The organism is Streptomyces sp. NPDC001744, assembly GCF_042892575.1.
Lineage (GTDB): Bacteria > Actinomycetota > Actinomycetes > Streptomycetales > Streptomycetaceae > Streptomyces.
Genome location: NZ_JBIAUG010000013.1, coordinates 136,914 through 163,068 on the forward strand (window position 1 = coordinate 136,914; position 26,155 = coordinate 163,068).

At 74.8% G+C, this 26,155-nt stretch carries 22 protein-coding genes; 11 read left to right on the forward strand and 11 right to left on the reverse strand.

All coding sequences use genetic code 11. From position 1 onward, the window contains the following. Window positions 1-48: 48 nt before the first annotated feature. The gene (locus ACFYZY_RS17620; RefSeq protein WP_388694666.1) at window positions 49-1,782 is read left to right on the forward strand and encodes an ABC transporter ATP-binding protein; all 1,734 of its coding nucleotides are present in this window, start codon (window positions 49-51) and stop codon (window positions 1,780-1,782) included. After that, window positions 1,782-3,710 (forward strand): ABC transporter ATP-binding protein, encoded by a 1,929-nt coding sequence (locus ACFYZY_RS17625; RefSeq protein ID WP_388694670.1) that lies wholly within the window; start codon window positions 1,782-1,784, stop codon window positions 3,708-3,710. Before ACFYZY_RS17620 ends, ACFYZY_RS17625 begins: the two co-directional genes overlap by 1 nt. A 74-nt stretch (window positions 3,711-3,784) precedes the next feature. Here ACFYZY_RS17625 and ACFYZY_RS17630 read toward each other — a convergent pair whose 3' ends face one another. The 6 genes from ACFYZY_RS17630 to ACFYZY_RS17655 all read right to left on the reverse strand — a co-directional run bounded on the left by ACFYZY_RS17630 (window position 3,785) and on the right by ACFYZY_RS17655 (window position 11,467). Then, window positions 3,785-4,873 (reverse strand): RNA polymerase sigma factor, encoded by a 1,089-nt coding sequence (locus ACFYZY_RS17630; protein WP_388694673.1) that lies wholly within the window; start codon window positions 4,871-4,873, stop codon window positions 3,785-3,787. Between the two features lie 113 nt (window positions 4,874-4,986). Beyond that, window positions 4,987-6,873 (reverse strand): DNA primase, encoded by a 1,887-nt coding sequence (gene dnaG / locus ACFYZY_RS17635; RefSeq protein WP_388694676.1) that lies wholly within the window; start codon window positions 6,871-6,873, stop codon window positions 4,987-4,989. 69 nt (window positions 6,874-6,942) lie between these two features. Then, window positions 6,943-8,202: an NAD(P)/FAD-dependent oxidoreductase gene (locus ACFYZY_RS17640; RefSeq protein WP_388694678.1), complete on the reverse strand. Its 1,260-nt coding sequence runs from the start codon at window positions 8,200-8,202 to the stop codon at window positions 6,943-6,945. Between the two features lie 130 nt (window positions 8,203-8,332). Further along, a complete protein-coding gene (locus ACFYZY_RS17645) occupies window positions 8,333-9,718 on the reverse strand; it encodes a deoxyguanosinetriphosphate triphosphohydrolase (protein WP_388694680.1) in 1,386 nt (461 codons plus the stop codon). A gap of 35 nt (window positions 9,719-9,753) precedes the next feature. After that, the gene (locus tag ACFYZY_RS17650; protein ID WP_388694682.1) at window positions 9,754-10,572 is read right to left on the reverse strand and encodes a sirohydrochlorin chelatase; all 819 of its coding nucleotides are present in this window, start codon (window positions 10,570-10,572) and stop codon (window positions 9,754-9,756) included. 250 nt (window positions 10,573-10,822) lie between these two features. After that, window positions 10,823-11,467 (reverse strand): hypothetical protein, encoded by a 645-nt coding sequence (locus tag ACFYZY_RS17655; protein WP_388694790.1) that lies wholly within the window; start codon window positions 11,465-11,467, stop codon window positions 10,823-10,825. 149 nt (window positions 11,468-11,616) lie between these two features. On the opposite strand from ACFYZY_RS17655, the gene ACFYZY_RS17660 reads away from it, so the two are divergent. The 3 genes from ACFYZY_RS17660 (at window position 11,617) to ACFYZY_RS17670 (ending at window position 15,317) form a co-directional block, all read left to right on the forward strand. Further along, window positions 11,617-12,339 (forward strand): aquaporin, encoded by a 723-nt coding sequence (locus ACFYZY_RS17660; protein ID WP_388694683.1) that lies wholly within the window; start codon window positions 11,617-11,619, stop codon window positions 12,337-12,339. Window positions 12,340-12,370: 31 nt separating this feature from the next. Continuing rightward, window positions 12,371-13,057: a vancomycin high temperature exclusion protein gene (locus tag ACFYZY_RS17665; protein ID WP_388694685.1), complete on the forward strand. Its 687-nt coding sequence runs from the start codon at window positions 12,371-12,373 to the stop codon at window positions 13,055-13,057. A 178-nt stretch (window positions 13,058-13,235) separates the two neighbouring features. Further along, window positions 13,236-15,317 carry a molybdopterin oxidoreductase family protein gene (locus tag ACFYZY_RS17670; RefSeq protein WP_388694688.1) on the forward strand — a complete coding sequence of 694 codons (2,082 nt, stop codon included), beginning with the start codon at window positions 13,236-13,238 and terminating at the stop codon, window positions 15,315-15,317. 103 nt (window positions 15,318-15,420) lie between these two features. On the opposite strand, the gene cutA is transcribed toward ACFYZY_RS17670, so the two are convergent. Together cutA and ACFYZY_RS17680 are read right to left on the reverse strand one after the other, a co-directional pair. Continuing rightward, window positions 15,421-15,756 carry a divalent-cation tolerance protein CutA gene (gene cutA, locus ACFYZY_RS17675; protein ID WP_388694691.1) on the reverse strand — a complete coding sequence of 112 codons (336 nt, stop codon included), beginning with the start codon at window positions 15,754-15,756 and terminating at the stop codon, window positions 15,421-15,423. Between the two features lie 149 nt (window positions 15,757-15,905). Then, entirely contained in the window at window positions 15,906-16,547 is a 642-nt protein-coding gene (locus ACFYZY_RS17680) for an NADPH-dependent FMN reductase (RefSeq protein WP_388694693.1), read from the reverse strand. Window positions 16,548-16,639: 92 nt separating this feature from the next. On the opposite strand from ACFYZY_RS17680, the gene ACFYZY_RS17685 reads away from it, so the two are divergent. From ACFYZY_RS17685 to ACFYZY_RS17695, 3 genes are all read left to right on the forward strand, one after another. Beyond that, window positions 16,640-17,428: an aminotransferase class IV gene (locus tag ACFYZY_RS17685; RefSeq protein ID WP_388694695.1), complete on the forward strand. Its 789-nt coding sequence runs from the start codon at window positions 16,640-16,642 to the stop codon at window positions 17,426-17,428. 253 nt (window positions 17,429-17,681) lie between these two features. Further along, a complete protein-coding gene (locus ACFYZY_RS17690) occupies window positions 17,682-18,212 on the forward strand; it encodes a hypothetical protein (RefSeq protein WP_388694698.1) in 531 nt (176 codons plus the stop codon). Window positions 18,213-18,330: 118 nt separating this feature from the next. Continuing rightward, the gene (locus ACFYZY_RS17695; protein WP_388694700.1) at window positions 18,331-18,948 is read left to right on the forward strand and encodes a class F sortase; all 618 of its coding nucleotides are present in this window, start codon (window positions 18,331-18,333) and stop codon (window positions 18,946-18,948) included. Window positions 18,949-18,963: 15 nt separating this feature from the next. Here ACFYZY_RS17695 and ACFYZY_RS17700 read toward each other — a convergent pair whose 3' ends face one another. Genes ACFYZY_RS17700 through ACFYZY_RS17710 form a run of 3 tightly spaced genes read right to left on the reverse strand, consistent with a single transcriptional unit; the run spans window position 18,964 to window position 21,352 of the window. Then, window positions 18,964-19,749 carry a sulfite exporter TauE/SafE family protein gene (locus ACFYZY_RS17700; RefSeq protein ID WP_388694703.1) on the reverse strand — a complete coding sequence of 262 codons (786 nt, stop codon included), beginning with the start codon at window positions 19,747-19,749 and terminating at the stop codon, window positions 18,964-18,966. A 36-nt stretch (window positions 19,750-19,785) separates the two neighbouring features. Next, window positions 19,786-20,043 carry a hypothetical protein gene (locus ACFYZY_RS17705; protein WP_388694705.1) on the reverse strand — a complete coding sequence of 86 codons (258 nt, stop codon included), beginning with the start codon at window positions 20,041-20,043 and terminating at the stop codon, window positions 19,786-19,788. Continuing rightward, window positions 20,036-21,352, reverse strand: a complete 1,317-nt coding sequence (locus tag ACFYZY_RS17710) for a ferric reductase-like transmembrane domain-containing protein (protein ID WP_388694792.1) — start codon at window positions 21,350-21,352, stop codon at window positions 20,036-20,038. The genes ACFYZY_RS17705 and ACFYZY_RS17710 overlap by 8 nt, the downstream gene beginning before the upstream one ends. A gap of 589 nt (window positions 21,353-21,941) precedes the next feature. Here ACFYZY_RS17710 and ACFYZY_RS17715 point away from each other — a divergent pair. The 3 genes from ACFYZY_RS17715 to nirD are packed head-to-tail and all read left to right on the forward strand — an operon-like array spanning window position 21,942 to window position 26,147. Beyond that, window positions 21,942-23,261 carry an NAD(P)/FAD-dependent oxidoreductase gene (locus ACFYZY_RS17715; RefSeq protein ID WP_388694708.1) on the forward strand — a complete coding sequence of 440 codons (1,320 nt, stop codon included), beginning with the start codon at window positions 21,942-21,944 and terminating at the stop codon, window positions 23,259-23,261. Next, window positions 23,251-25,809 carry a nitrite reductase large subunit NirB gene (gene nirB / locus ACFYZY_RS17720; protein WP_388694710.1) on the forward strand — a complete coding sequence of 853 codons (2,559 nt, stop codon included), beginning with the start codon at window positions 23,251-23,253 and terminating at the stop codon, window positions 25,807-25,809. The genes ACFYZY_RS17715 and nirB overlap by 11 nt, the downstream gene beginning before the upstream one ends. After that, window positions 25,806-26,147, forward strand: coding sequence for a nitrite reductase small subunit NirD (nirD, locus tag ACFYZY_RS17725; RefSeq protein WP_388694713.1), 342 nt, complete (start codon window positions 25,806-25,808; stop codon window positions 26,145-26,147). The genes nirB and nirD overlap by 4 nt, the downstream gene beginning before the upstream one ends. The last annotated feature ends 8 nt before the right edge of the window (window positions 26,148-26,155 follow it).

Consider the following 26,155-nt stretch of genomic DNA (forward strand, 5'->3'; position numbering starts at 1 on the left):
CCGGAAACCAGTCGTAACGGCGCGGGGTCGCGGGCGATAGTAAGTCCCGTGCTCATAAGACTTCTCCGAACCCACCTCCGGCCCTACCGAAAACCCATCGCGCTGCTCGTCCTCCTCCAGTTCCTGCAGACCTGCGCGAGCCTCTACCTGCCGACCCTGAACGCCGACATCATCGACAACGGTGTCGTCCGGGGGGACACCGGCTACATCCTCCGGTTCGGCGCCCTGATGGTCGGCGTCTCCGTCGTCCAGGTCGTCTGCAACGTCGGGGCCGTGTACTACGGCGCGCGGACCGCGTCCGCCCTCGGCCGTGACGTGCGCGGCGCCGTCTTCGACCGGGTGCAGTCCTTCTCCGCCCGCGAGCTGGGGCACTTCGGCGCGCCCTCGCTGATCACCCGGACGACCAACGACGTGCAGCAGGTCCAGATGCTGGTCCTGATGGCGTTCACGCTCATGGTCTCCGCGCCCATCATGTGCGTCGGCGGCATCGTGATGGCGCTCGGCCAGGACGTGCCCCTGTCGGGCGTGCTGCTCGCGGTGGTGCCGGTGCTCGGCGTCGCCGTCTCGCTGATCGTGCGGAGGATGCGGCCGCTCTTCCGGACCATGCAGACGCGCCTCGACACGGTGAACCGGGTGCTGCGCGAGCAGATCACCGGCAACCGGGTCATCCGGGCGTTCGTGAAGGACGCGTACGAGGAGGAGCGCTTCCGGGGTGCCAACCGCGAGCTGACCGACGTGTCGCTGGCGACCGGCCGGCTGATGGCGCTGATGTTCCCGACGGTGATGACCGTCGTGAACGTGTCCAGCGTGGCCGTGGTCTGGTTCGGCGCCCACCGCATCGACAGCGGCGGGATGGAGATCGGCGCGCTGACCGCCTTCCTCGCCTATCTGATGCAGATCGTGATGGCCGTCATGATGGCCACCTTCATGTTCATGATGGTGCCGCGCGCCGAGGTGTGCGCGGAGCGGATCGAGGAGGTCCTCGCGACCGACTCCAGCGTGGTGCCGCCGACCGAGCCGGTGACGACGCTCGACCGGCGGGGGCACCTGGAGATCAGGAACGCGGACTTCCGGTACCCGGGCGCGGAGGAGTCCGTCCTCAAGGACGTCGGACTCGTGGCCCGGCCCGGCGAGACCACCGCGATCATCGGCTCGACGGGCAGCGGCAAGTCGACCCTGCTCGGGCTCGTGCCCCGGCTCTTCGACGCGACCGGCGGCGAGGTCCTGGTCGACGGCGTGGACGTGCGGAGGCTCGACCCCGCCCTGATGGCGCGGACGGTGGGCCTGGTGCCGCAGAAGCCGTACCTCTTCTCGGGGACGGTGGCGACGAACCTGCGGTACGGGAAGCCCGACGCGACCGACGAGGAGCTGTGGCACGCCCTGGAGGTCGCCCAGGCCGCCGACTTCGTGCGGAAGCTGGAGAACGGCCTGGACTCCCCGATCGCGCAGGGCGGCACCAACGTCTCCGGCGGGCAGCGGCAGCGGCTCGCGATCGCGCGGACGCTGGTGCAGCGGCCGGAGATCTACCTCTTCGACGACTCGTTCTCCGCGCTCGACTACGAGACGGACGCCCTGCTGCGGGCCGCGCTGGCCGAGGAGACGGCGGACTCGACCGTGGTGATCGTCGCCCAGCGGGTGTCGACCATCCGGGACGCCGACCGGATCGTGGTCCTCGACGAGGGCCGGGTCGTGGGCACCGGACGGCACCACGAACTGATGGCGGACAACGAGACGTACCGGGAGATCGTGCTCTCCCAGCTGACCGAGGCGGAGGCAGCCTGATGGCCGGTCCTGGCGGACGCATGATGGCCGGTGGCGGCCCCGACCAGCGGTCGATGGACTTCAAGGGGTCGGGGAAACGGCTGCTGCGGCAGCTCGCGCCCGAACGCGGCGCGCTCTGGGCGATGCTGGCCGCCGGCGTGCTCTCGGTGGCGGCCTCCGTGGTCGGGCCGAAGATCCTCGGCCGGGCGACGGACCTGATCTTCGCCGGCGTGGTCGGGCGGCAGACGCCCGCGGGCGCCACGAAGGAACAGACCCTGGAGGGGCTGCGCGCCCGGGGCCAGGGCGGCATGGCGGACATGCTGTCCGGGGTCGACTTCACGCCGGGGCGGGGGATCGACTTCTCCGCCGTGGGCGGGGTGCTGCTCCTGGTCCTGGCGGTGTACGTGGCGGCGGGCCTGCTGATGCTGGTCTCCACCCGCCTGTCGATCAAGGTGATCAACCGGACGGTCTACCGGATGCGGGAGGACGTCCAGACGAAGCTGGCGCGGCTGCCGTTGTCGTACTTCGACAGGGCCAAGCGCGGCGAGGTGCTGTCCCGGGCGACCAACGACATCGACAACATCTCCCAGACGCTCCAGCAGTCGATGGGCCAGCTGATCAACTCGCTGCTCACGATCGTCGGCGTGCTCGCGATGATGTTCTGGATCTCGCCGCTGCTCGCCCTGGTGGCCCTGGTGACGGTGCCGCTGTCGGTGTTCGTCGCGGCGCGGATCGGCAAGCGCTCGCAGCCGCACTTCGTGCAGCAGTGGAAGTCCACGGGCACGCTCAACGCGCACGTCGAGGAGATGTACAGCGGGCACGCCCTGGTGAAGGTCTTCGGGCGGCAGGAGGAGTCCGCGCGGGACTTCCGCGAGCAGAACGAGGCGCTGTACGAGGCCGGGTTCAGGGCGCAGTTCAACTCCGGCGTGATGCAGCCGGTGATGTTCTTCCTCTCGAACATCAACTACGTCCTGGTGGCCGTGGTCGGCGGTCTGCGGGTGGCGAGCGGCACGCTCTCCATCGGTGACGTGCAGGCGTTCATCCAGTACTCGCGCCAGTTCTCGATGCCGCTGACGCAGGTGGCGTCGATGGCGAACCTGGTGCAGTCGGGCGTCGCCTCGGCCGAGCGGGTCTTCGAGCTGCTCGACGCGGAGGAGCAGGAGCCGGACGCCCCGGCGGACGAAAAGCCGCTGGAGCTCAGGGGGAAGGTCGCCCTGGAGCACGTCTCCTTCCGCTACGAGGAGGACAAGCCGCTCATCGAGGACCTGTCGCTCACCGTGGAACCGGGCCAGACGGTCGCGATCGTCGGCCCGACGGGCGCCGGCAAGACGACCCTGGTGAACCTGCTGATGCGGTTCTACGAGGTGACGGGCGGCCGGATCGCCCTGGACGGGGTGGACGTCTCGACGCTCTCCCGCGAGCGGCTGCGGGCCGCGCTCGGGATGGTCCTCCAGGACACCTGGCTCTTCGGCGGCACCATCGCGGACAACATCGCGTACGGCGCGACGCGTCCGGTGACCCGGGAGGAGATCGAGGAGGCGGCGCGGGCGGCCCACGCCGACCGGTTCGTCCGGACGCTGCCCGACGGGTACGACACCGTCATCGACGACGAGGGCACGGGGGTCAGCGCGGGCGAGAAGCAGCTGATCACCATCGCGCGCGCGTTCCTGTCGGACCCGGTGATCCTCGTCCTGGACGAGGCGACCAGTTCGGTCGACACCCGTACCGAGGTGCTGATCCAGAAGGCGATGGCCCGCCTGGCCCACGGGCGCACCTCGTTCGTGATCGCGCACCGGCTCTCCACGATCCGGGACGCGGACGTGATCCTGGTGATGGAGAACGGCTCGATCGTGGAGCAGGGCACGCACGAGGACCTGCTGTCGTCCGGCGGGGCCTACGCGCGGCTGTACGCGGCGCAGTTCGCGCAGGCGGTGGCGGAGGTCGACTGACCGGCGACCGCTCCGGGGGGGTCCGTGCCGCGTCCGGCACGGGCCCCTTTCCGCTTCCGTCGCGGTCCGCTCCCTCAGTCCAGGTATCCCCTGAGCTGGTCCGCGTAGGTGTGGGCGCGGAGTTTGGCGAGGGTCTTGGACTCGATCTGCCGGATGCGTTCGCGCGTCACGCCGAAGAGCTGTCCTATCTCCTCCAGGGTGCGGGGACGGCCGTCGTCCAGGCCGTAGCGGAGCCGGACGACCTTCCGTTCGCGTTCGCCGAGGGTGGAGAGCACGTCCTCCAGGTGGCGGCGGAGCAGCAGGAAGGCGGCGGACTCCACCGGGGAGGCGGCGTCGCCGTCCTCGATGAGGTCGCCGAGGGCCACCTCGTCCTCCTCGCCGACGGGGGCGTGCAGGGAGACCGGCTCCTGGGCGAGGCGGAGCACCTCCCCGATCCGTTCGGGGGACAGGTCCAGCTGGGCGGCGACCTCCTCGGGGGTGGGTTCGTAGCCGCGTTCCTGGAGCATGCGGCGCTGGACGCGGACGACCCGGTTGATGAGCTCCACCACGTGGACGGGGACGCGGATGGTGCGGGCCTGGTCGGCGAGGGCCCGGGACATGGCCTGGCGTATCCACCAGGTGGCGTAGGTGGAGAACTTGAAGCCGCGCGCGTAGTCGAACTTCTCGACGGCCCGGATGAGGCCGAGGTTGCCCTCCTGGACGAGGTCGAGCATGGTGAGGCCGCGGCCCACGTACCGCTTGGCGACGGAGACGACGAGGCGGAGGTTGGCCTCGATGAGCCTGCGCTTGGCGATCCGGCCCAGGACGACCAGCCGGTCCAGGTCGTCCGCGAGGCGGGTGTCCAGGTCCGGGGTGCCGGCGAGCTTCTCCTCGGCGAAGAGGCCGGCCTCGACGCGGCGGGCCAGTTCGACCTCCTCCTCGGCGGTGAGGAGCGGGATGCGGCCGATCTCGCGCAGGTACTGCCGGAAGAGGTCGGAGGAGAGGCCGTTGTCGCCGGGGCCGGGGCGCTGCCGCCGGGGCGGGACCGCGGCCTCCTCCGGGTCCTCGCCGGGGCCCTCCGTGACCTCGTCCGGGGCCTCACCGGCCTCCGGCTGGTTCTCGTCGGGTTCTGCCCGGTCCCCGCCGGGTTCCGCCCGGTCCTGCGGCACGGTCTGGGTCTGCACGGCGGGCGACCTCCAGGAAGGGCGGAACGGCACCGTCGTCCAGTGTGGGGTACGACACATCGCCGCCACGAGGGGCGTGCGGTGACTTTTTGGGTCCGCCGGGTGACCGAGCGTCAGAGGGCGGCGGCGCCGTTGTTCCTGAGGGACTGCCCGTACTGGGTGAGCACCCACAGTTCGTTCTGCACGGCCGCGGTCCGTTCCGGGTCGCCGTTCGGGCCGAGGCGGGCCAGGGTGCCCTGGACGTCGCGGATGCGGCGGTCGACGGCCCGGAGGCGGACCGTGACGAGCTGGTCGCCGGCGTACGCCTCGTCCACGGTCCTGGCGAAGATCGTCTCGACGGCGAGTTCGGTCACGAGGGCGCGGACGGTGTCGTCGGGGGCCGCCTCGCGGACGGCGTCGAGGTAGTCGGCGGGAGCGCCGGTGGCGCCGCCCGCGTCCTGGATGCACTGCCGGACGGCCGCGTAGGGCGGGGCGGTGAACTCGTCCGCGCCGTACGCGTCGAAGGCGGGGGAGACCAGTTCGGGCCGCTGGAGGGCGAGTTTGAGGAGTTCGCGCTCGGTGCGGTGGGCGGGGCTGCGCAGGTTGAGCGCGGGGCCCGAGGGGGCGGCGGCCGGGGCCGGGGCGTCGTGGGCGCGCCGGGAGGGCTGCTGGGCGGGGCCCTTGCCGCCCTGCCGCTGCCAGCGGGCGATCTGGGCGACCCGGCGGACGACGAACTGGGTGTCGAGGATGCCGAGCATGCCGGCGAGCTGGACGGCGACCTCGTGCTGGGAGGCGACGTTCTTGATGCGGGCGACGACGGGGGCGGCCTCGTCCAGGGCGGCGGCCCGGCCCGCCGGGGTCTCCAGGTCGTACCGCCGCACGATCTGGCGGAGGGCGAACTCGAAGAGCGGGGTGCGGGGTTCGACCAGGTCCGCGACGGCCTCGTCGCCCTTGGCGAGCCGGAGGTCGCAGGGGTCCATGCCGTCGGGGGCGATGGCGATGTACGTCTCGGCGGCGAACTTCTGGTCGTCCTCGAAGGCGCGCAGGGCGGCCTTCTGGCCGGCGGCGTCGCCGTCGAAGGTGAAGATGACGCGGGCCGAGCCGTTGTCCATGAGGAGGCGGCGGAGGATCTTGATGTGGTCGCCGCCGAAGGCGGTCCCGCAGGTGGCGATGGCGGTGGTGACCCCGGCGAGGTGGCAGGCCATGACGTCGGTGTAGCCCTCGACCACGACGGCCCGGCTGGCCTTGGCGATGTCCTTCTTGGCGAGGTCGATGCCGTACAGGACCTGGGACTTCTTGTAGATCGGCGTCTCGGGCGTGTTGAGGTACTTGGGGCCGTTGTCGTCGTCGCGGAGCTTGCGCGCGCCGAAGCCGACGATCTCGCCGCCGACGTCCTTGATCGGCCACATGAGCCGGCCGCGGAAGCGGTCGATGGGGCCGCGGCGGCCGTCCTGGGAGAGCCCGGAGAGGACCAGCTCCCGGTCGGAGAAGCCCTTGCCGCGCAGGAAGCGGGTGAGGTGGTCCCAGCCGGCCGGGGAGTAGCCGACGCCGAAGTGCTCGGCGGCGGCCTGGTCGAAGCCGCGCTCGGCGAGGAACTTCCGGCCGGTCTCGGCCTCGGCGGAGCCGAGCTGGTCGGCGTAGAACCGGGCGGCGGCCTGGTGGGCCTCGATCAGGCGGATGCGCTCCCCGCGCTGGTGGCCGGGGTTGTAGCCGCCCTCCTCGTACCGCAGGGTGATGCCCGCCTTGGCGGCGAGGCGCTCGACCGTCTCCGAGAAGGAGAGGTGGTCGATCTTCATCACGAAGGCGATGGTGTCGCCGCCCTCCTGGCAGCCGAAGCAGTGGAAGAGTCCCTTGCTCGGGCTGACCTGGAAGGAGGGCGACTTCTCGTCGTGGAAGGGGCAGAGCCCCTTGAGGTTCCCGCCGCCCGCGTTGCGCAGCTGGAGGTACTCGGACACGACGGCGTCGATCGGGACCGCGTCCCGTACCGCCTTCACGTCGTCATCGTTGATCCTGCCTGCCACGCGTGAATTCTACGGGGGTGCGGGGGGCCTTCTTCCGGGAATGCGCGCGGCCGGGGGGTCCGGGGAGCCTCAGACCAGGCTCTCCAGGGGGACGGAGGGGTCGGCGAGGGCGTCGGGGTCCACGCGGGCCCGGGAGCGGACGAGCCGCCGGATCGGCTCTGTGACGTCCCACACGTTCACGTTCATGCCGGCGAGGACCCGGCCCTCCTTGAGCCAGAAGGCGATGAACTCGCGCTTCCCGGTGTCGCCGCGGACCACGACCTGGTCGTACGAGCCGGGGGGCGCCCAGCCCGTGTACTCCATGCCCAGGTCGTACTGGTCGGAGAAGAAGTAGGGCAGCCGGTCGTAGGAGACCGGCTTGCCGAGCATGGCGCGGGCGGCGGCGGGGCCGCCGTTGAGGGCGTTGGCCCAGTGCTCGACGCGGAGGCGGGTGCGCAGCAGCGGGTGGTGGGCGGCGGCCACGTCGCCCGCGGCGAAGATGTCGGGGTCGGAGGTGCGCAGGGACTCGTCCACGGCGACGCCGCCGCCGTCGGCCCGGTCCACCAGGGCGAGCCCGGAGTTCTCGGCGAGGGCGGTGCGGGGGGCGGCGCCGATCGCGGCGAGGACGGCGTGCGCCGGGTGCTCCTCGCCGTCGTCGGTGCGGACGGCGAGGACCAGGCCGTCCTGGCCGACGATCTCGGTGAGCCGGGCGCCGAAGTGGAAGCGGACGCCGTGGTCGCTGTGCAGGTCGGCGAAGAGCTGGCCCAGCTCGGGGCCGAGGACCCGGTGGAGCGGGGTGGGGTCGGACTCGACCACGGTGACCTCGGCGCCGTAGCCGCGGGCGGCGGCGGCGACCTCCAGGCCGATCCAGCCGGCGCCGGCGATCACCAGGTGGCCGTTGTCCCGGCCGAGGCCGGCGAGGACCTGGCGGAGCCGGTCGGCGTGGGCGAGCCGGCGCAGGTGGTGGACGCCGGTGAGGTCGGTGCCGGGGACGTCGAGGCGGCGCGGCTCGGAGCCGGTGGCCAGGAGCAGCTTGTCGTAGCGGATGACGGTGCCGTCGCCGAGGCGGACGGTGCGGGCCTCGCGGTCGATCGCGGTGACGGCCTGCCCGAGGTGCAGCTCGATGTCGTTGGCCGCGTACCAGGCGGCGTCGTGGACGAAGACGTCGTCGCGTTCCCCGGCGCCGGTGAGGTACCCCTTGGAGAGGGGCGGGCGCTCGTAGGGGTGGTCGCGTTCGTCCCCGATGAGGATCACCCGGCCGTTGAACCCCTCGGCGCGCAGGGTCTCCGCCGCTTTGGCCCCTGCCAGGCCCCCGCCGGCGATGACAAAGGTCTGATCTGCGTCGACCACGTCGTTTCCTCCTCGTTGCGACCGTTTCCAACCTACGCCCCCGGACGTTCTTCGGGCCGTATCTCCCCGGGGCCGCATGCGAGCGTCCCGCACGGAGGAGGGCGGCGGAAGAGGGCCGCGGGCCCCTCCCCTACCGCCGTCCGGGGCGGAGGCGGGCGTGGAGGGCACGGGCCGAGGCGTCGGTGAGGGAGGCGATCTGGTCCACGATCACGCGCTTGCGGGCCCGGTCGTCGGAGGCCGTGTCGTACGCGGCGCGGAACTGCGGCTCCAGCCCGTCGGGGGCGCGGGCGACGAGGGCCTCGGCCAGTTCGGCGACGACGATCCGCTGGTCGGCACGGAGGGCCTCCTGCTCGGCGCGCTGCATCACGTACCGGTCGGCGACGGCCTTGAGGACGGCGCACTCGTTGCGGGTCTCGCGGGGGACGACCAGCTCGGCGCGGTAGCGGGTGAGGCGGCCGGGGCCTCCCCCGGCGTCCGGGCCGTACCCCCACGTCCGGCGGGTGGCGTGCTCGGCGGCGAGGCAGAAGCGGCCGATGAGCTGGCTGGTGGCGTCCTTGAGGCGGGCCTGGGCGACGGCCGATCCGTCGTAGCCGTGCGGCCACCACTCCTGGTCGAGCAGCCGGTCCAGGGCGTCGGCCAGCTCCTGCGGGTCGGTGTCCTCCGGGACGTAACGGCCGATCGCGACCCGCCAGATGTCGGCGCGTTCGGGTTCGGCGAGGAGGAGGTTGGGGTCGATGTGCCCGGCGTGCAGCCCGTCCTCGAAGTCGTGGACCGAGTAGGCCACGTCGTCGGCCCAGTCCATGACCTGGGCCTCGAAGCACTTGCGGTGGGCGGGGGCGCCCCGCCTGATCCACTCGAAGACGGGGAGGTCGTCCTCGTACACGCCGAACTTGGGCGAGCCGGGGTCCGTGGGGTGGCCGCCGCGCCCCCAGGGGTACTTGGTGGCGGCGTCGAGGGTGGCCCGGGTGAGGTTGAGGCCGACGCTGACGAGGCCGCCGCCCGCGTCCTGGACGAAGCGCTTGGGCTCGATGCGGGTGAGGAGGCGGAGCGACTGGGCGTTGCCCTCGAACCCGCCGCAGTCCCCGGCGACTTCGTTGAGGGCCTGCTCGCCGTTGTGCCCGAAGGGCGGGTGGCCCATGTCGTGGGCGAGGCAGGCGGCCTCGACCAGGTCGGGGTCGCAGCCCAGGGCGGCGCCCAGCTCGCGGCCGACCTGGGCGCACTCCAGGGAGTGGGTGAGCCGGGTGCGGGGGCTGGCGTCCCAGGCGTGGCTCCGCGTGCCGGGGGTGACGACCTGGGTCTTGCCCGCGAGCCGGCGGAGCGCGGCGGAGTGCAGCACGCGGGCGCGGTCGCGCTGGAAGGCGGTGCGTCCGGGCCGCTTGTCGGGCTCCGCGTCCCAGCGCTCGGTGTCGGCGGGATCGTAGCCGGGGACGCCGCCGGTGCCGGTGATGCCCGTGCCGGTGATGCCCGTGGTGTCCGTGGTGTCTGCGCTGTCCCTGGTGTCTGCGATGCCTTCCATGTCTCGAAGGTAACCGGAAGGACCGACAGAAGCCCTCAGACGGCGGTGGGTTCCCGTACGGGGGCGGCGGCCCGGGGTCCCGACGCGCGGTCGTGGCGGTGGAGGACCAGGCGGGCGAGGGCCGGGTGGTCGCCGAGCGGTTCGGCGGCGGTCCAGGGGGCGTGGGCGGCGGCGCGGGCGGCGAAGAGGCCGGGGGCGGTGAAGCAGGAGGCGACCGCGATCCGGTGGTGGCCCCGGGCGGCGAGGGCGGCGACGGCGTCGGGGACGGTGGGCGCGGCGGCGGAGGCGTAGGCGGGCAGGACGGGCACGCCGCCGAGGCGTTCGCCGAGGAGGGCGGCGGTGCGGCGGGTCTCGGCGGCGGACCGGGGGTCGCGGGAGCCGGCGGCGGCGAGGACGACCCCGGTGGCGGTCGGGGCGCCCCGGCCGGCCTCGGCGAGCCGCCCGGCGAGGGCTTCGGCGAGGAGGGGGTGGGCGCCGAGGGGACCGGCGACACGGGCCCGGAGGCCGGGCACGGCGGCGACGGCGGCGGGCAGGTCGTGGGTGACGTGGTGGCCGGGGGCGAGGAGGAGGGGGACGAGGACCGCCTCCCGGCCCTCGGCGGCGAGGGCGGCGAGGGCCTCGTCCAGGAGCGGGGCGTTCAGGCCGAGGTGGGCGAGGCGGACGTCGAGTCCGGGGCGCAGGGCGCGGACGCGGTCGAGGAGCCGGGCCAGGGTGGCGCGGGCACGGGGGTCGCGGCTGCCGTGACCGACGGCGACGAGGACGGGGGCGGGCGCGTCCGGACGGGGCGGGCGGCCGGCCGGTGGACGGACGGCCGGTGGACGGACGGCCGGTGGGCGGGCGGTGGGACCGGGCATGGGGGACCTCCTCGTCCGGCTTCCCTCGTGGACGGCCGTACGGACGCACCTCGTCCGGTTGCTCCGGCGAGCGGGCGGCCGCTCCGGTGTCCGCGCGGACGCGCCCACCCGGCCCCGCCGGCGCCCGGCGGTCGGACGGACGCGCGGCGCGGGTCCGTCACGGACCGATCCTGACGGAGGCGCGTTGCGCGCCCGTTGCGCCGGGGTCACAGCCGGTTGCCGCGACCTCACGTCCGGCCCCGGGGCGCTGTCAGGCGTCCAGCCAGACCCGGAGCGGGCCGGTCTCCTCGAAGCCGGCGGCGAGGGCGTCGGTGAGGGCGTCGCCGGACTCGTAGCCGACGACGGGGAGGCCGGCGGGGGCGGCGGCGAGGACGCCCGCCCAGACGCGGGCGGGGTCGGTGCCGTCCACCGCGAAGAGGTTGGAGACGCCGGTGACGCGGGCGCTCGCGCTCAGCACGGCGCCACCGACGAGACGGCCGTCGGGCGCGTGTCCGCCGACGACGGTGGTGTCCGGGTCGTCGAGGAGGCGGGGGTGGAAGAGCGCGGCCTCCCCGGCGTCGCCGCCGCTCCAGGCCAGGGCCCAGGCGGCGAGCTGCTCCGGGGTGCGGACGGGCCGCCAGTCACCGGCGGCGGGGACGGGGGCGGGGAGGCCGGCGGGCCGGTGGATCCAGCGCGCCTCGAAGAGGAGCCGGAAGCCCTCGGCGGCCAGGTCGAGGCGGGCGAAGGAGTCCTTGACGGAGGCACCGGGGGCGGAGCGGTCGATGGCGCCGAGGACGTCCCGCGCGTCCGCGTCCTCCGTCAGGGTCACGGCGTCCGGGTAGTAGAGCGGGGTGCGCCGGTCGCTGGTCCAGGCGCGGGATCCGAAGGTGCCGGGGTGCCCGTGGGCGCGGCACATGGCCCGGCACCACTCGGCGTTGTTGCGGACGGTCGCGTCGAGGAGGTCCGCGCGGGCGGCGGCGTCGGTGATCACGAACGGATCGTACGGACTCGTCCGTCTCTCTTCCTCCCTTTTTTCATTCCGCGTGACGGAATATCTTTTCCGACATGAGAATGTCCTCCGCGTCGCTTCCCCGGCGCGCCGCCGCCGAGTTCATCGGCACCGCCGCCCTGGTCGCCGTCGTCGTCGGCTCCGGCATCCGGGCCGACGCCCTCAGCCAGGACGCCGGCGTGCGGCTGCTCGCCAACGCAGCCGCCTCCGCCCTCGGCCTGGGACTGCTCATCGCCCTGGTCGGCCCGCTCTCCGGGGCCCACTTCAACCCCGTCGTGACCCTCTCCGAGTGGTGGTCCCGGCGCCCCGAACGGGGTGGCCGCGAGGCCCTCGCCTACCTCGGCGCCCAGTTCGCCGGGGCCGTCGCGGGCGCCCTGCTCGCGGAGGCGATGTTCGGGCGCGCGCCCGGCTCCTGGGCCACCGAGCCGTACTCGGCGCCCCACCTGCTGCTCGGCGAGACCGTCGCCACCGCCGGGCTCGTCCTCGTCGTCCAGGGCCTGCGCCACACCGGCCGGACGGCCCTCGCGCCGGTCGCGGTGGCGGGGTACGTCGGCGCGGCGATCTGGTTCACCTCCTCCGGTTCCTTCGCCAACCCGGCGGCCACCCTGGGCCGTTCCCTCTCCGACTCCTTCACCGGCATCGCCCCCGCCTCGGTGCCCGCCTTCGCCGCCGCCCAGCTCCTCGGCATGCTGCTCGGCCTGGTCCTGACCGGGGTGCTCTACGGAACGGACCGGACGCCCGGCGAACCGAACCCGGCCGGAGCGCGTCGGACCGGGTGACAGCACGACGCCGATCCACGGAGGTTCCCGCATGCCGGCACGGTTCACCCGGTGGCTCCCCCGCACCGTCCGGGCCCGCCGCCGCGCCGTCCAGGCCGTGATGGCGGGGGTCGTCCTCGCCCTCCTGCCGGTCACCTGGACGCACGCGGCCGCCGCCGGGAGGCTCCGCACCACCGCGGACGTGCCCGCCCGGGACGTCGCCCTCGTCTTCGGCGCCGGCCTGTGGCGGGGGCGCCCGACCCCGTACCTCGCGCACCGCCTCGACACCGCCGCCGAGCTGTACCGCACGGGCAAGGTGCGGGTCCTGCTCGTCACCGGCGACAACGGCCGGACCGCGTACGACGAGCCCGGCGCCATGCGCGCGTACCTCACCGGGCGCGGGGTGCCGGACGAACGGATCGTCAGCGACCACGCGGGCTTCGACACCTGGGACTCCTGCGTCAGGGCCAAGGAGGTCTTCGGCGTCGACCGGGCCGTCCTCGTCACCCAGGACTTCCACATCGAGCGGGCCGTCGCCCTGTGCGGACGGGCGGGCGTCGACGCGTACGGGGTCGGGGTCGCCGAGCCCCGCGACCGCACCTGGTACTACGGCACCACCCGGGAGCTGTTCGCGGCGGGCAAGGCCGCCCTCGACGCGGGGCTGCGGCCCGCGCCGCGCTTCCTCGGCCCGGAGGAGAAGGGCGTCACGGAGGCCCTCGCGTCGCCCCGCGGACGATGAGGCCGGGCGGGCACCCTCACCCGCGAGCGGTGGGGCCGGGCGGACGCCCCCACCGCCCACGGGCAGCGGGACCGGGCGGACGCCCTCACCCTCCGCCGCCCGCCCGGCGGAGGGCACGGCACCGCTCCCGTAACGCGCCGCGCCGCTCCCCGTAACACTCCCGCCGCACCCTGGCCGCATGTCCGACGCCACCGCCGTCCCCACCCACTGCCCCTACTGCGCCCTCCAGTGCGGGATGTCGCTGCGTCCCACCGGCCTCCCGGAGCCGCTTGTCGAGGTGGTCGAGCGGACGGACTTCCCCGTCAACCGGGGCGCCCTGTGCGGCAAGGGCCGCACCGCCCCCGCCGTGCTCTCCTCCCGGGTCCGGCTCACCGAGCCCCTGGTCCGGGACCCCGGCACGGGGGCGCTGACGCCCGCGTCCTGGGAGGAGGCGCTCGCCGCCGTCGCCGACGGGCTGCGCCGGGCCCGCGCCGGCCACGGCCCCGACGCCGTGGGGGCCTTCGGCGGCGGCGGCCTCACCAACGAGAAGGCGTACAGCCTCGGCAAGTTCGCCCGGGTCGTCCTCGGCACCTCGCAGATCGACTACAACGGGCGCTTCTGCATGTCGTCGGCGGCCGCCGCGCACCAGCGGGCCTTCGGCCTCGACCGGGGCCTCCCCTTCCCGCTGGAGGACGTCCCGAGGACGGGGTGCGTGATCCTCGTCGGCTCCAACCTCGCCGAGACCATGCCGCCCGCCCTGCGTTACCTCACCGAACTGCGGGAGAACGGCGGGAGGCTGATCGTCGTGGACCCGCGCCGCACCCGTACCGCCGAGCAGGCCGACCTGCACCTGGCGCCGCGCCCCGGTACCGACCTCGCGCTCGCCCTCGGCATGCTCCACCTGGTGGTGGCCGGGGGGCGGGTGGACGAGGAGTTCGTCGCCGGGCGCACCACCGGCTGGGAGGCGGCGCGGGCCGGGGCCATGTCCCACTGGCCCGAGCAGGTCGAGCGGATCACCGGTGTGCCCGTGCCGCTGCTGCGCGAGGCGGTCGCGATGTTCTGCGACGCGCCCGCCGGCATGGTCCTGACCGCGCGCGGCCCCGAGCAGCAGTCCAAGGGCACCGACACCGTGAGCGCCTGGATCAACCTGTGCCTGGCCACCGGGAAGGCCGGCCGGCCGCTGAGCGGGTACGGCTGCCTCACCGGTCAGGGGAACGGGCAGGGGGGCCGCGAACACGGCCAGAAGGCCGACCAGTTGCCCGGCTACCGCCGGCTGGACGACCCGGCCGCGCGGGCGCACGTGGCCGGGGTGTGGGGGGTCGATCCGGAGTCGCTGCCGGGGCCGGGCAGGAGCGCGTACGAACTCCTGGACGCGCTCGGCGGGGAGGTGAGGGCCCTGCTGCTGATGGGCTCCAACCCGGTGGTCTCCGCGCCGCGCGCCGCGCACGTCGAGGAACGGCTGCGGTCGCTGGACTTCCTCGCCGTCGCGGACGTGGTGCTCTCCGAGACCGCCGCGCTCGCCGACGTGGTGCTGCCCGTGACCCAGTGGGCGGAGGAGACCGGGACCATGACCAGCCTGGAGGGGCGCGTCCTGCTGCGCCGCCGCGCCCTCGACCCGCCCCCCGGGGTGCGCAGTGACCTGGAGGTGCTGCACGGACTGGCGGAACTCCTCGGGGACGGGAAGGGGTTCCCGACCGATCCCGAGGAGGTCTTCGAGGAGCTGCGCCGGGCCTCGGCGGGCGGCCCCGCCGACTACGCGGGCATCGACTACCGCCGCGTCGAGGAGGAGAAGGGGGTCTTCTGGCCCTGCCCCTCCCCCGAACACCCGGGGACGCCCCGGCTGTTCCTCGACCGGTTCGCCACGGCGGACGGGCGGGCCCGGTTCGTACCGGTGACGCACCGGCCGGCGGCCGAGGAGACGGACGCCGCGTACCCGGTCGTCCTGACCACCGGGCGGGTCGTGTCCCAGTACCAGTCGGGGGCGCAGACCCGGCGGGTCGACGAACTGAACGCGGCGGCGCCCGGCCCCTTCGTGGAGCTGCACCCCCGGCTCGCGGAGCGGCTGGGGGTGGGCGAGGGCGAGCGGGTCGCGGTGGTCTCGCGGCGCGGGCGGGCCGTGGCCCCGGCCCGGATCACCCCGTCGATCCGGCCGGACACCGTCTTCATGCCGTTCCACTGGGCGGGTGAGGGACGGGCCAACACCCTGGTGAACCCGGCGCTCGACCCGGTGTCGCGGATGCCCGAGTTCAAGGTGTGCGCGGTGCGGCTGGAGCGCGCCTGACCCGTTCCCCGGCCCTCCGCCCGCACCGGCCGTCCGCCCCGGGCAGGGTCCGGCCGTGGTCGCGCGCCCGGACCGGGCGTCCCGTACGCGGAGGGCGCCGGGGTCACCCGGCGGAGACCTCCTCCTCCAGCCAGGCCAGGTAGGCGGCGGAGGCGCGGACGACCGGGGTCGCCAGGACCTCGGGGGTCTCGTAGTCGTGGGCGGCGAGCAGATGGGCCTCCAGGGCCTCGTAGCGGGCCCCGGTGGTCTTGAGGACGACCTGCCACTCCTCGGCGGTCTCGACGGCCCGCTTCCAGTGGTAGACGGAGGTCACGGGCCCGGAGACCTGGGCGCAGGCGGCGAGCCGGGCCTCGACGGCGCCACGGGCGAGCGCCTCGGCCTTCTCGCGGCTGTCGGTGGTGGTCAGGACGGTGAGGGCGAGGGGTTCGGGGGTGGTCACGCCCTCACCGTACTGAACCGGGCCGCGTCGTTCGCGCGCCCGCGGACCGCGTCCCGGCGCCGGGCGCGGGCGCCCCCGGCGGGACGAGGAGGAGCCGGAACGACGCGGAGGCGGGGAAGGAGGAGCCGGAACGACGCGGCTCCGCCCCCTCACCCGGCGTACGGACGGACGGACCTGGCGTCCTTGAGCGCGTGTCCCCACCAGGCGAGCTGGTCGAGGAGGACCTTGGCCGCACCCTCGGCCTCCGTGGGGTCCTTGTGCTGCCCGTCCTCGTCGAACAGGCCGTGGACGTGGGAGAAGGAGACGGTGTCCCGGACGGTGACGGCGTGCAGCTCGGCGAAGACCTGGCGGAGCTGCTCGACGGCCCGCAGACCGCCCGAGATCCCGCCGTAGGAGACGAAGCCGACGGGTTTGGCCCGCCACTCGGTGTAGTGGCGGTCGATCAGGTTCTTGAGGGACGCCGGGAAGGAGTGGTTGTACTCGGGGGTGAGGACGACGAAGGCGTCGGCGGCGGCGAGGACGGGGGTGACCCGGGCGAGTTCGGCGCGGACGGCCGGGGAGGGGCTGTGCGAGAGGGAGGTGGGGAGGTTCACCCCGGCGAGGTCCACGACGGTGACGGCGAAGTCCTCGCGCCCGGCGAGGCGGGAGAGGAACCAGTCGGCGAGGACGGGGGCGAAGCGGCCCTCCCGGTCGCTGGCGACCACGAGGGCGAGGGAGAGGGGGGCGGGAAGCGCGGGAGGGGCGGAAAGGGCGGAGGGGGCGACGGGCTGCGAGGAGTTCGTGAGGTCCATGACGGTGATCGTGGTACCTCATGTTTGGTTGAGGTCAAGCGGTTCCCCGGGCCGTACGGCGCGGACGCGACGGAGCCCCCTACCGTGGGGGCATGACGCTCCCTCCCCCGTCCCCCGCCGGCGACCGCGCCCACGTCGAGGCCGACGGCGTCCCGGTGACCGATCCGGGGCTCCTCGGCGCCCTGATGAGCGGCTACGGCCACTTCACGGCGATGCAGGTGCGGGACGGGGCCGTGAGGGGGCTCGGACCGCACCTCGAACGGCTCGACCGCTCGACCCGCGAACTCTTCGGCCGGGGTCTGGACGGCGGACGGGTCCGGAGGCTGGTCGCCGGGGCCCTGGAGGCCGCCGGACGGCGGGACGCCTCGGTCCGGGTGTACGCGTACGAGGGCGTCCGCACGGTCGTGACCGTCCGCGCCCCGGCCCCGGACGGGCCCGGCGCCCCGCAGCGCCTGGCGAGCGTCGCGTACGGACGGCCCGCGCCGCACATCAAGCACCTGGGCGGCTTCGGACAGCGGTACCACGGCGAGGCGGCCCGGCGCGCGGGCTACGACGAGGCCCTGCTGACCTCCCCGTCGGGCGAGATCGCCGAGGGCGCCGTCGCCAACATCGCCTTCTGGGACGGGACCTCGGTGGTCTGGCCGTCGGCCCCCTGTCTGCGCGGCGTCACCATGGCCCTCCTGGAACCGCGCCTGGAGTCGGTCCGCCGGCCGGTCACCCTGGCCGGCCTCCGGGACCACCGGGCCGCGTTCGTGACCAGCGCGCGGACGATCGCGCCCGTGACGGCGATCGACGGGGTGACGTTCGCGGTGGACGAGGAGCTGATGGGGCGGGTGTACGCGGCGTACGGGAGCGTGCCGCCGGAGGAGGTCCGCCCCTGAGGGGCGCGGCGGGCGGAGGTCCCGGTCACCCGATCGGCACGATCCGTGTCCCGGCGCGGCGAAAACGGATCCGACCTGCGGAAATGTCCGAGATCCAGGCGACACGCCGTATCGGACGGCCCCTTTCTGACGACTTCTCAGGAGGCGGGGGGGGCGCGCCGGGCTTTATGTCGGTCACAGCAGGTCCTTCTCCGGGAAGTCCCTCCCGGGAGGGCCGCCCCGGCATGACCGTACGCGCGCTCCGGAGGACCCCATGCGCACCACCGCCCGTCTGTTCACCGCCACCGCGCTGACGATCGCCGCGATCGGGGCGTTCGCCGTCCCGGCGGCGCACGCCGGCGAGGAGTGGAACGAGTCCGGGGGACGGCACGAACCCCTCGAGATCTACCCGGCCGCCGCCGCGCCCGGCACCACGGTCACCGTGAACACCGCCGCCTGCGGCAAGCACGGACACGGCGTGGGGAACACGGACGGCCTCGGCGCGGGCGAGTTCCGGCTGAGCCCGAGCACGCACAAGGAGGTCGTGGTCGGGCAGTTCACCGTGCCGGAACACGCCAGGCCCGGCACGTACCGCATCGGCGTCGTCTGCGACAACGGGAAGAGGGCCCGGGGCGACCTGAGCGTCACCCACCGGCGGCCGAGCGGCCACGTCCAGACCGGTGTCGGCGGCAGCGTCGGCCCCGACACCGCCCAGGTCACGGCGGGCGTGGCGGTGCTGGCCGCGGCCGCCGTCGGCGGTGTCTGGCTCCTGCGCCGCCGGGCGAGCGGCGCGCGGGGGCACTGAGGCACCGCCTTCCCGCCCCGCCGCGCGCCCGCACAGGGGCCCGGCGGGGGCGGGACCGCTTCCCGGCGGGGCCGCGGGTCCGGCGGGGCCGTGGACCGGAGAGACCGAGGGGATCCAGGTGAGCAACAGGTTCAAGGGCTGGGGCATCGCGGCGGCCGCCTGCGCCGGGCTCTGGCTCGTCCAGAACGGGTCGGAGAACGTCACCCCGCCCGTGCCGTCCGCCGCCCAGGCGTTCGCCGCCGGGCCGAGCGTGCATACCGACGCCGCCGCCGATCCGCTGCCGCCCTCGGTGCCCGTACGGCTGCGCATCCCCGAGACCGACGTGGACGCCCCCGTGACACGGCTCGGCCTGGCGGCGGACGGCTCGCTCGACGTGCCGCCCGCCAAGGACCGCAATCTGGCCGGCTGGTACGGGGGCGGGCCCGCGCCCGGCGCGAAGGGCACCGCGATCGTCGCGGGCCACGTCGACAACGCGGACGGACCCGCCGTCTTCTACACCCTCGGCGCCCTGAAGAAGGGCCACCGGATCGAGGTGGACCGGGAGGACGGGCGCACCGCCGTGTTCACGGTCGACGCGGTCGAGGTGTACGAGAACGACGCCTTCCCCGACGCCAAGGTGTACGACGAGGCGGACCGTGCCGAGATCCGGGTGATCACCTGTGGCGGCGGCTTCTCGAAGAAGAACGGCTACCAGGGGAACGTGGTCGCCTTCGGGCACCTCATCGGCGTGCGGTAGACCGGTCCCGGCGGCTCACGCCCACTGGTCGAAGGCGAGCTTCGCGATCAGGGAGAGGACGACGACCAGCAGCACCCCGCGGACGAACCCGGTGCCCCTGCTCAGCGCCATCCGGGCCCCGGCCGTCCCGCCGACCAGGTTGAAGACCGCCATGACGGCGGCGAGCTGCCCGTACACGGTGCCCTGGTACGCGAACATCGCGAGGGCGCCCACGTTGGTGCAGACGTTGACGATCTTGGCGGTGGCGGAGGCGGTCACCAGGTCCAGGTGGAGCACGGCGGTCAGGGCGAGGACCAGGAAGGTGCCGGTGCCGGGCCCGAACAGGCCGTCGTAGAAGCCGATCCCGCCGCCGACGACCACGATCGCGGTCACGATCCGGGCCCGGGTCGGCGGCACCCGCTCCTCCCCCTCGGCCCGCGCGCCGAAGGAGGGCCGCAGCATCACGAAGGCCGCCACCCCGAGCAGGACCACCATGATCAGCGGGCGCAGGACCTCGCTGCCGATCCCGGCGGCGAAGAAGGCGCCGCCCATGGAGCCGGCGAGGGCCGCGAGCCCGATCCTCACCGCCGTCCGGACGTCCACCGGTGCCTTGCGGGCGTAAGTGACGGCTGCCCCGGTGGTGCCGACGACGGCGACGGCCTTGTTGGTGCCGAGGACCTGGGCGGCAGGGGCGTGCGGGAGCCCGAGCAGCAGCGCGGGCAACAGGAGCAGTCCGCCGCCGCCGACCACGGCGTCGATCCAGCCCGCCACGAGGGCGGCGAGACAGAGCAGGACGAGCGTGGTCAGCGATATGTCGGGCACCCCGTGAGCCTAGGGACGGGCTCGTCGTCCCGTCCATCAGTCCCGGGAGAGTTGAGCTACGTCTGAGCTTGCCGTGCCCGGCGCGCGGTCGGGCGCGGGCGGGGCGGCCGGGGTGACGGAGGAGGCCAGCAGGGTCGCGGCGAGCGCCCCGGCCCCGAGGACCCCGGCGGCGAACAGGCGCCGGGTCCGCCGGAAGTCGGGGGCGGGCCGGTGCCGGGCCCGGCGGGAGCCGGGGGCGTACGGACGCCGGGGGCCGGGGAGGGGCGGCGCGGACGGCGCTCCGTGTCTAGGCATGGTCGAAGTCCTCGCTGTGGATGCGGGAGGCGGGCACTCCGGCCCGGCGCAGGGAGGCGAACGCGGCCCGGGCCATCGCGGGCGGGCCGCACAGGTACACGTCGTGGGCGGCGAGTCCGGGCACGAGGTCGCGCAGCGCGCGGGGGGCGAGCGGGTCGAAGGAGCCGTCCGAGGGGCCGAGGAGGAAGTGCAGGGCGGCCTGCCGTTCGCGGGCGATGGCCTCCAGTTCCTCGCGCAGGACGACGGCGGACGCGTTCGAGGCGCGGTAGAGGAGGGTCACGTCGCCGGGCCCGCCGGGCAGCGTCTCGAAGAGGGCCCGCAGCGGGGTGATGCCGACCCCGCCCGCGACCAGCAGGACCTTGCGGCGGGTGCGGCGGTGGGCGGTGAGCGCCCCGAAGGGGCCCGAGGCCAGGACCCGGGTGCCGGGGCGGAGGCGCCGGACGCGGCGGGTGTGGTCGCCGAGGGCCTTGACGGTGATGCGCAGGGTGTCGTCGCGGACCGGCGCGGAGAGGGAGAAGGGCAGGGCCGTCGCCCAGAGCCCGCGCCGCAGGAACCGCCAGCGGAAGAACTGGCCGGGTTCGGCGCGCAGCCGGGCCACCCCCCGACCCCGGACGAGGACCGAGACGACCCCCGGGCCCTCGTCGCGGACCTCGGCCACCCGCAGGTCGTGGCGGAGGGCGGCGCGGACGGGAACGACGGCCCGGTACCAGACGAGGAGGACGGCGACGGTGCCGTGGGCCATGGACCAGAGCCAGCGGGTGAGAAGGCCGCCGGCGATGTCCGGGCCCGCGAGCTGGTGGACGAAGCCGAGCGCGGCGGCGAGCAGCGCGCCGAGGTGGACCGCCCGCCAGGTCTCGTGCCGGAGCCGGCGGCGCACGCTCCGGGCGGAGGTGACGCCGACGGCGGCGAGGAGGACGGTGCCGGCGGCCGCGGCGGCGATCGCCCCGTACGAGAGGAGGCCCCCGGTCGCGGTGAGCAGGTCGGTGTGGGTGTGCACCGCGTAGCCGCAGAGGGCGAGGACGGCGTGGGCGGCGATCAGGACGAGGACGTACCGGCCGCCGAGGGCGTGCCAGCGGGCGAGCCGGTCGGCGCCGACGCCGTGCTCGACGGCCGGGACGCGGGCCATGAGCAGCAGGAGGACGAGGACGCCGTACCCGGCGAGGAGACCGGTGAGGTGGGCGCCACTGGCGAAGAAGGCGTCGAGCCGCGCGGAGGGCCGGGCCTGGAGGCCCCAGAGGAGGGCCACGGCGCCGGCACCGGCGACGATCCCGGTGCGCAGGCGCTCGGGAGCGAGTCGCAGCGCGGGCACGGGCGTGGCCGGGTGCCGCTCGGCCGGACGACGGCGCTCGGCCGGACGGCGGCGCTCGGCCGGACGGCGGCGGGGCGCGGGTGGGCGACGACGGCGGCGGGGCGCGGGCGGACGGTGGGGCGCGGCGGGGGCCTGCGGCACGGTGAGGGATACGTAGAGAGGGTGGCTGGCCTCGGTGGTCACATCCGGCACCCTAGGTCCGCCGGTGCGCGGGAAACCGTGCTCCGGCCGCGCCGCCCCGATCCTTAAGGCGGGCTTGAGGCAAGGCTGACCACGGATTAATCCTGGGGCGGCCGGGCGGGACGGCGGCGGACGCCGGGCGGCCCGGAGGGGGCCGGCCTGCCGGGGCGGGACGGCCGGAGCGGGGGCGGGCCGGGGAGGGGCGGGGGCGGGCCGGGGCGGGCTTCGGCCGGGCGACGGAGGCACGGGACCCACGGACCCACGGAGCCACGGGCCCCACGGAACCATGGCCCCTCAGCGCGCGGGCCCGGGACCTCACAGCGCGCGGGCCCGGGACCTGAGACCGGCGTTCCGTGCGGGAAACAGCCGGGATGCCGCCGGGTAACACCGGTCGCGCACGCTTCCCGTCATGAGGACACGCATCGTGGTGATCGGGGGCGGACCGGCGGGTGCCCGGCTCGCCCGGCGCCTGCCGGTCACCCTCGTCGGCGAGGAACCGCACGCCCCGTACAACAGGGTGCTGCTCGCGGACGTCCTCGCCGGGCGGTACGGCCCCGAGGTGATCACGCTGCCCGGGATCCGGGAGCCGGCGCGGCTCGGGGTGCGGGCGGTGCGGATCGACCGGGCGGCGCGGACGGTGGAGTGCGCGGACGGTTCGCTCGTGGGCTACGACCGGCTGGTCCTGGCGACGGGCTCCAATCCGGTGCTGCCGCCGCTGCGCGGACTGCCCGGGGGCGCGCTGCCCCGGGGCGTCCACTCCTTCCGCACCCTCGACGACTGTCTGGCACTCCGCGCGGCGGTACGGCCCGGGGTGCGGGCGGTGGTCGTCGGCGGCGGACTGCTCGGCGTGTCGGCCTCGCGGGCGCTCGCGGCGCTCGGCGCGGACGTGGTCCTGGCCCAGCAGGGCGAGCGCCTGATGGAGCGACAGCTCGACGCCCCGGCCTCGGCCCTGCTGCGCGAGCACGTCGAGTCCCTCGGGGCCGAGGTACACACCGAGTGCCGGGTGAGCGGTCTGCGGCAGCGGGACGGCGCGGTGACGGCCGTCGAACTCGCCGACGGCTTCGTCCTCGACGCCCAGGTGGTGGTCCTGGCCTGCGGGGTCCGTCCCCGGGTGGCCCTGGCCCGGGAGGCGGGTCTCGCCGTCGCCACCGGGATCGTGGTCGACGACGAGCTGCGCACCTCGGACCCGTACGTCCACGCGGTGGGCGACTGCGCGGAACACAGGGGGCGGGTGTACGGCCTGGCGGGCCCGGCCCTCGAACAGGCGGACGCGCTGGCGGAGGTGCTGGAGCGGGAGGCCCGGGGAGCCGGGGCGGCGGAGGCGGAGGCACCGGGGACGGAGGCCCCGGAAGCCGCGGCGCCGGGAGCCGGGATTCCCGCTCCGTCCGCCGGCCCCGCGTCTCCTTCCGCGTCCCCTTCCCCGCCCGCCTACACCGGCACCCGCGCCCTGACCCGCCTGACCCTCGCCGGCCCGCGGCCGCTCGACCTGGCCGCGTTCGGCGAGGTGACCGCCCGGCCGGGCGACGACACCGTCCAGCTCACCGACGCCACCCGCAACGCCTACCGCAAGGTCGTCGTCCGGGGGGACCGCCTCGTCGGCGGCGTCCTCCTCAACGACCTCGCGGCGGTCGGCGCGCTCGCCCGGGCCTGGGAGGGCGACGAGGCCCTCCCCGAGGCCCCCCTGCTCCATCTGCTCACCCACGACGGAGGCTCCCGACATGAGCGCTGACACCGACACGAGTGCCCGCACGGCCGCGCGCACCCCGACGATCGTCCTGGTCGGCCACGGAATGGTCGGCCAGCGGTTCCTGGAGGCGCTCGCCGACCGTGGCGTCACCGGGCGGGCCCGGATCGTGGTCCTCTGCGAGGAGCCGCGCCCCGCCTACGACCGCGTGCAGCTCACCTCGTACTTCTCCGGCAGGAGCCTCGACGACCTGTCGATGGTCGGGGAGGGCTTCCTGGAGGAGCACGGCATCGAGCTGTACGTGGGCGAGGCCGCCGAGTCGGTGGACCGGGAGGCCCGGACGGTCACCGCCCGCTCCGGGCGGGTCTTCGCGTACGACACCCTGGTCCTCGCCACCGGCTCGTACCCCTTCGTCCCGCCGGTGCCCGGCAGGGACGCCCGGGGCTGCTTCGTCTACCGCACGATCGAGGACCTGCTGGCGATCGAGGAGTACGCGGGGACGGCGACGGCCGGCGCGGTGGTCGGCGGCGGGCTGCTCGGCCTGGAGGCGGCGGGCGCGCTCAAGGGGCTCGGGCTCGACACCCACGTGGTGGAGTTCGCGCCGCGCCTGATGCCGGTGCAGGTGGACGAGGGCGGCGGCGCGGCCCTGCTGCGCACGATCGAGCGGATGGGGCTGACCGTCCACACGGGGAAGGGCACGCGGGAGGTCGTGACGGCGGACGGCGCCGTGACCGGGATGCGCCTCTCGGACGACTCCGAGCTGGCCGTGGACCTGGTGGTCTTCTCCGCCGGGGTGCGGCCCCGGGACCAGCTCGCCCGGGACTGCGGACTCGCCGTGGGCGAGCGCGGCGGCATCGCCGTGGACGAGCGGTGCCGGACCTCGGACCCGGCGGTCTTCGCGATCGGGGAGTGCGCGCTCGCCGCCGACGGGCGGGTCTACGGCCTGGTGGCGCCGGGGTACGAGATGGCGCAGACGGTGGCGGCGGTCCTCGCGGAGGAGGAGCACCGGGGCTTCAGGGGCGCCGACACGTCGACCAGGCTGAAGCTGCTCGGCGTGGACGTGGCCTCGTTCGGCGACGCGCACGGCACCGCCGAGGGCTGCCTGGACGTCGTGTACTCCGACTCCCGCTCGGGCGTCTACAAGAAGCTGGTGGTGGACGGCGAGGGGGTGCTGCTCGGCGGCGTCCTGGTCGGCGACGCCGACGCGTACGGGCTGCTGAAGCCGCTCACCGGCAGCGTTCCGCCGGTCTCGCCCGAGCAGTTGGTCCTCCCGGCGGGCGCGGGCGCGCCGGTGGCGCTCGGGCCCTCGGCGCTCCCGGACGACGCGGTGATCTGCTCGTGCCACAACGTCACGAAGCACGCGATCGGCCAGTGCGCGTCCCTCGCCGAGGTGAAGAGGTGCACCAGGGCCGGCACGGGCTGCGGCGGCTGTGTGAAGACGATCGAGAAGCTGCTGCCGGCCGCCGCCGACCAGGGGCTCTGCGGCTGCTTCCCGCACAGCAGGAGCGAGCTGTACGAGATCGCCCGCGCCCTGCGCGTGACCTCGTTCGCCGCGCTGCTCGACTCGCACGGGCGGCCGGAGGCACGGGGCGGCGAGGGGTGCGAGGTCTGCAAGCCGGCCGTCGGCTCGATCCTGGCCTCGCTCGCGCCGGCGATCGGCCTGGACGGCTACATCCTGGACGGCGAACAGGCCGCCCTGCAGGACACCAACGACCACTTCCTCGCCAACCTCCAGCGCAACGGCTCCTACTCGGTGGTGCCGCGCGTCCCCGGCGGCGAGATCACCCCCGACAAGCTGATCGTGATCGGTGAGGTGGCCCGGGACTTCGGGCTCTACACGAAGATCACGGGCGGTCAGCGGATCGACCTCTTCGGCGCCCGGGTGGACCAGCTCCCGGCGATCTGGTCCCGTCTGGTGGACGCGGGCTTCGAGTCGGGGCACGCGTACGGCAAGTCGCTGCGCACGGTGAAGTCCTGCGTCGGGCAGACCTGGTGCCGCTACGGCGTCCAGGACTCGGTGCGGATGGCGATCCGGCTCGAACTGCGCTACCGGGGCCTGCGCGCCCCGCACAAGCTGAAGTCGGCGGTGTCGGGCTGCGCGCGCGAGTGCGCCGAGGCCCAGTCGAAGGACTTCGGGGTCATCGCCACGGCCAACGGCTGGAACCTGTACGTCGGCGGGAACGGCGGCGCGACCCCGCGCCACGCGGACCTCCTCGCCCAGGACCTGTCGGACGCCGAACTGGTGCGGCTGATCGACCGGTTCCTGATGTTCTACATCCGGACGGCGGACCGCCTGGAGCGGACGTCGGCCTGGCTGGAGCGCCTGGAGGGCGGGCTCGGCCACCTCAGGGACGTGGTGGTGCACGACTCGCTCGGGCTCTGCGACGAGCTGGAGGCGCTGATGGCGGCGCACGTCGCGGGCTACCGGGACGAGTGGGCGCAGACCCTCGGCGACCCGGAGCGGCTGCGGCGCTTCGTCTCCTTCGTGAACGCCCCGGAGGCGCCGGACCCCTCGGTCCGGTTCGTCCCGGAGCGCGACCAGATCAAGCCCGACCTCACGCTTCTCACTCCGGAAGGGGCCTTCTCCCGATGACGACGCTCGAACTCTCCCCGTCCCCCGCCTCCTGGATGGCCGTCTGCGAGGAGTCCCGGCTGACCCCGGGCCGCGGCGTGGCGGCACTGCTGCCGGACGGCCGGCAGGCGGCGCTCTTCCGGGACCGGTCGGGCCGGACGTACGCGATCGACAACCGCGACCCGTTCACGGGGGCGCAGGTGCTCTCCCGGGGGCTGCTCGGCTCGGCGGACGGGCGGCCGTTCGTGGCCTCGCCGCTCCTGAAGCAGCGGTTCGACCTGGAGACGGGCCGCTGCCTGGACGACGAGGAGGTCGCGGTGGCGGTGTACCCGGTGCGAACGGTCCGGCCCCTCCCGTAGGGGGCCCG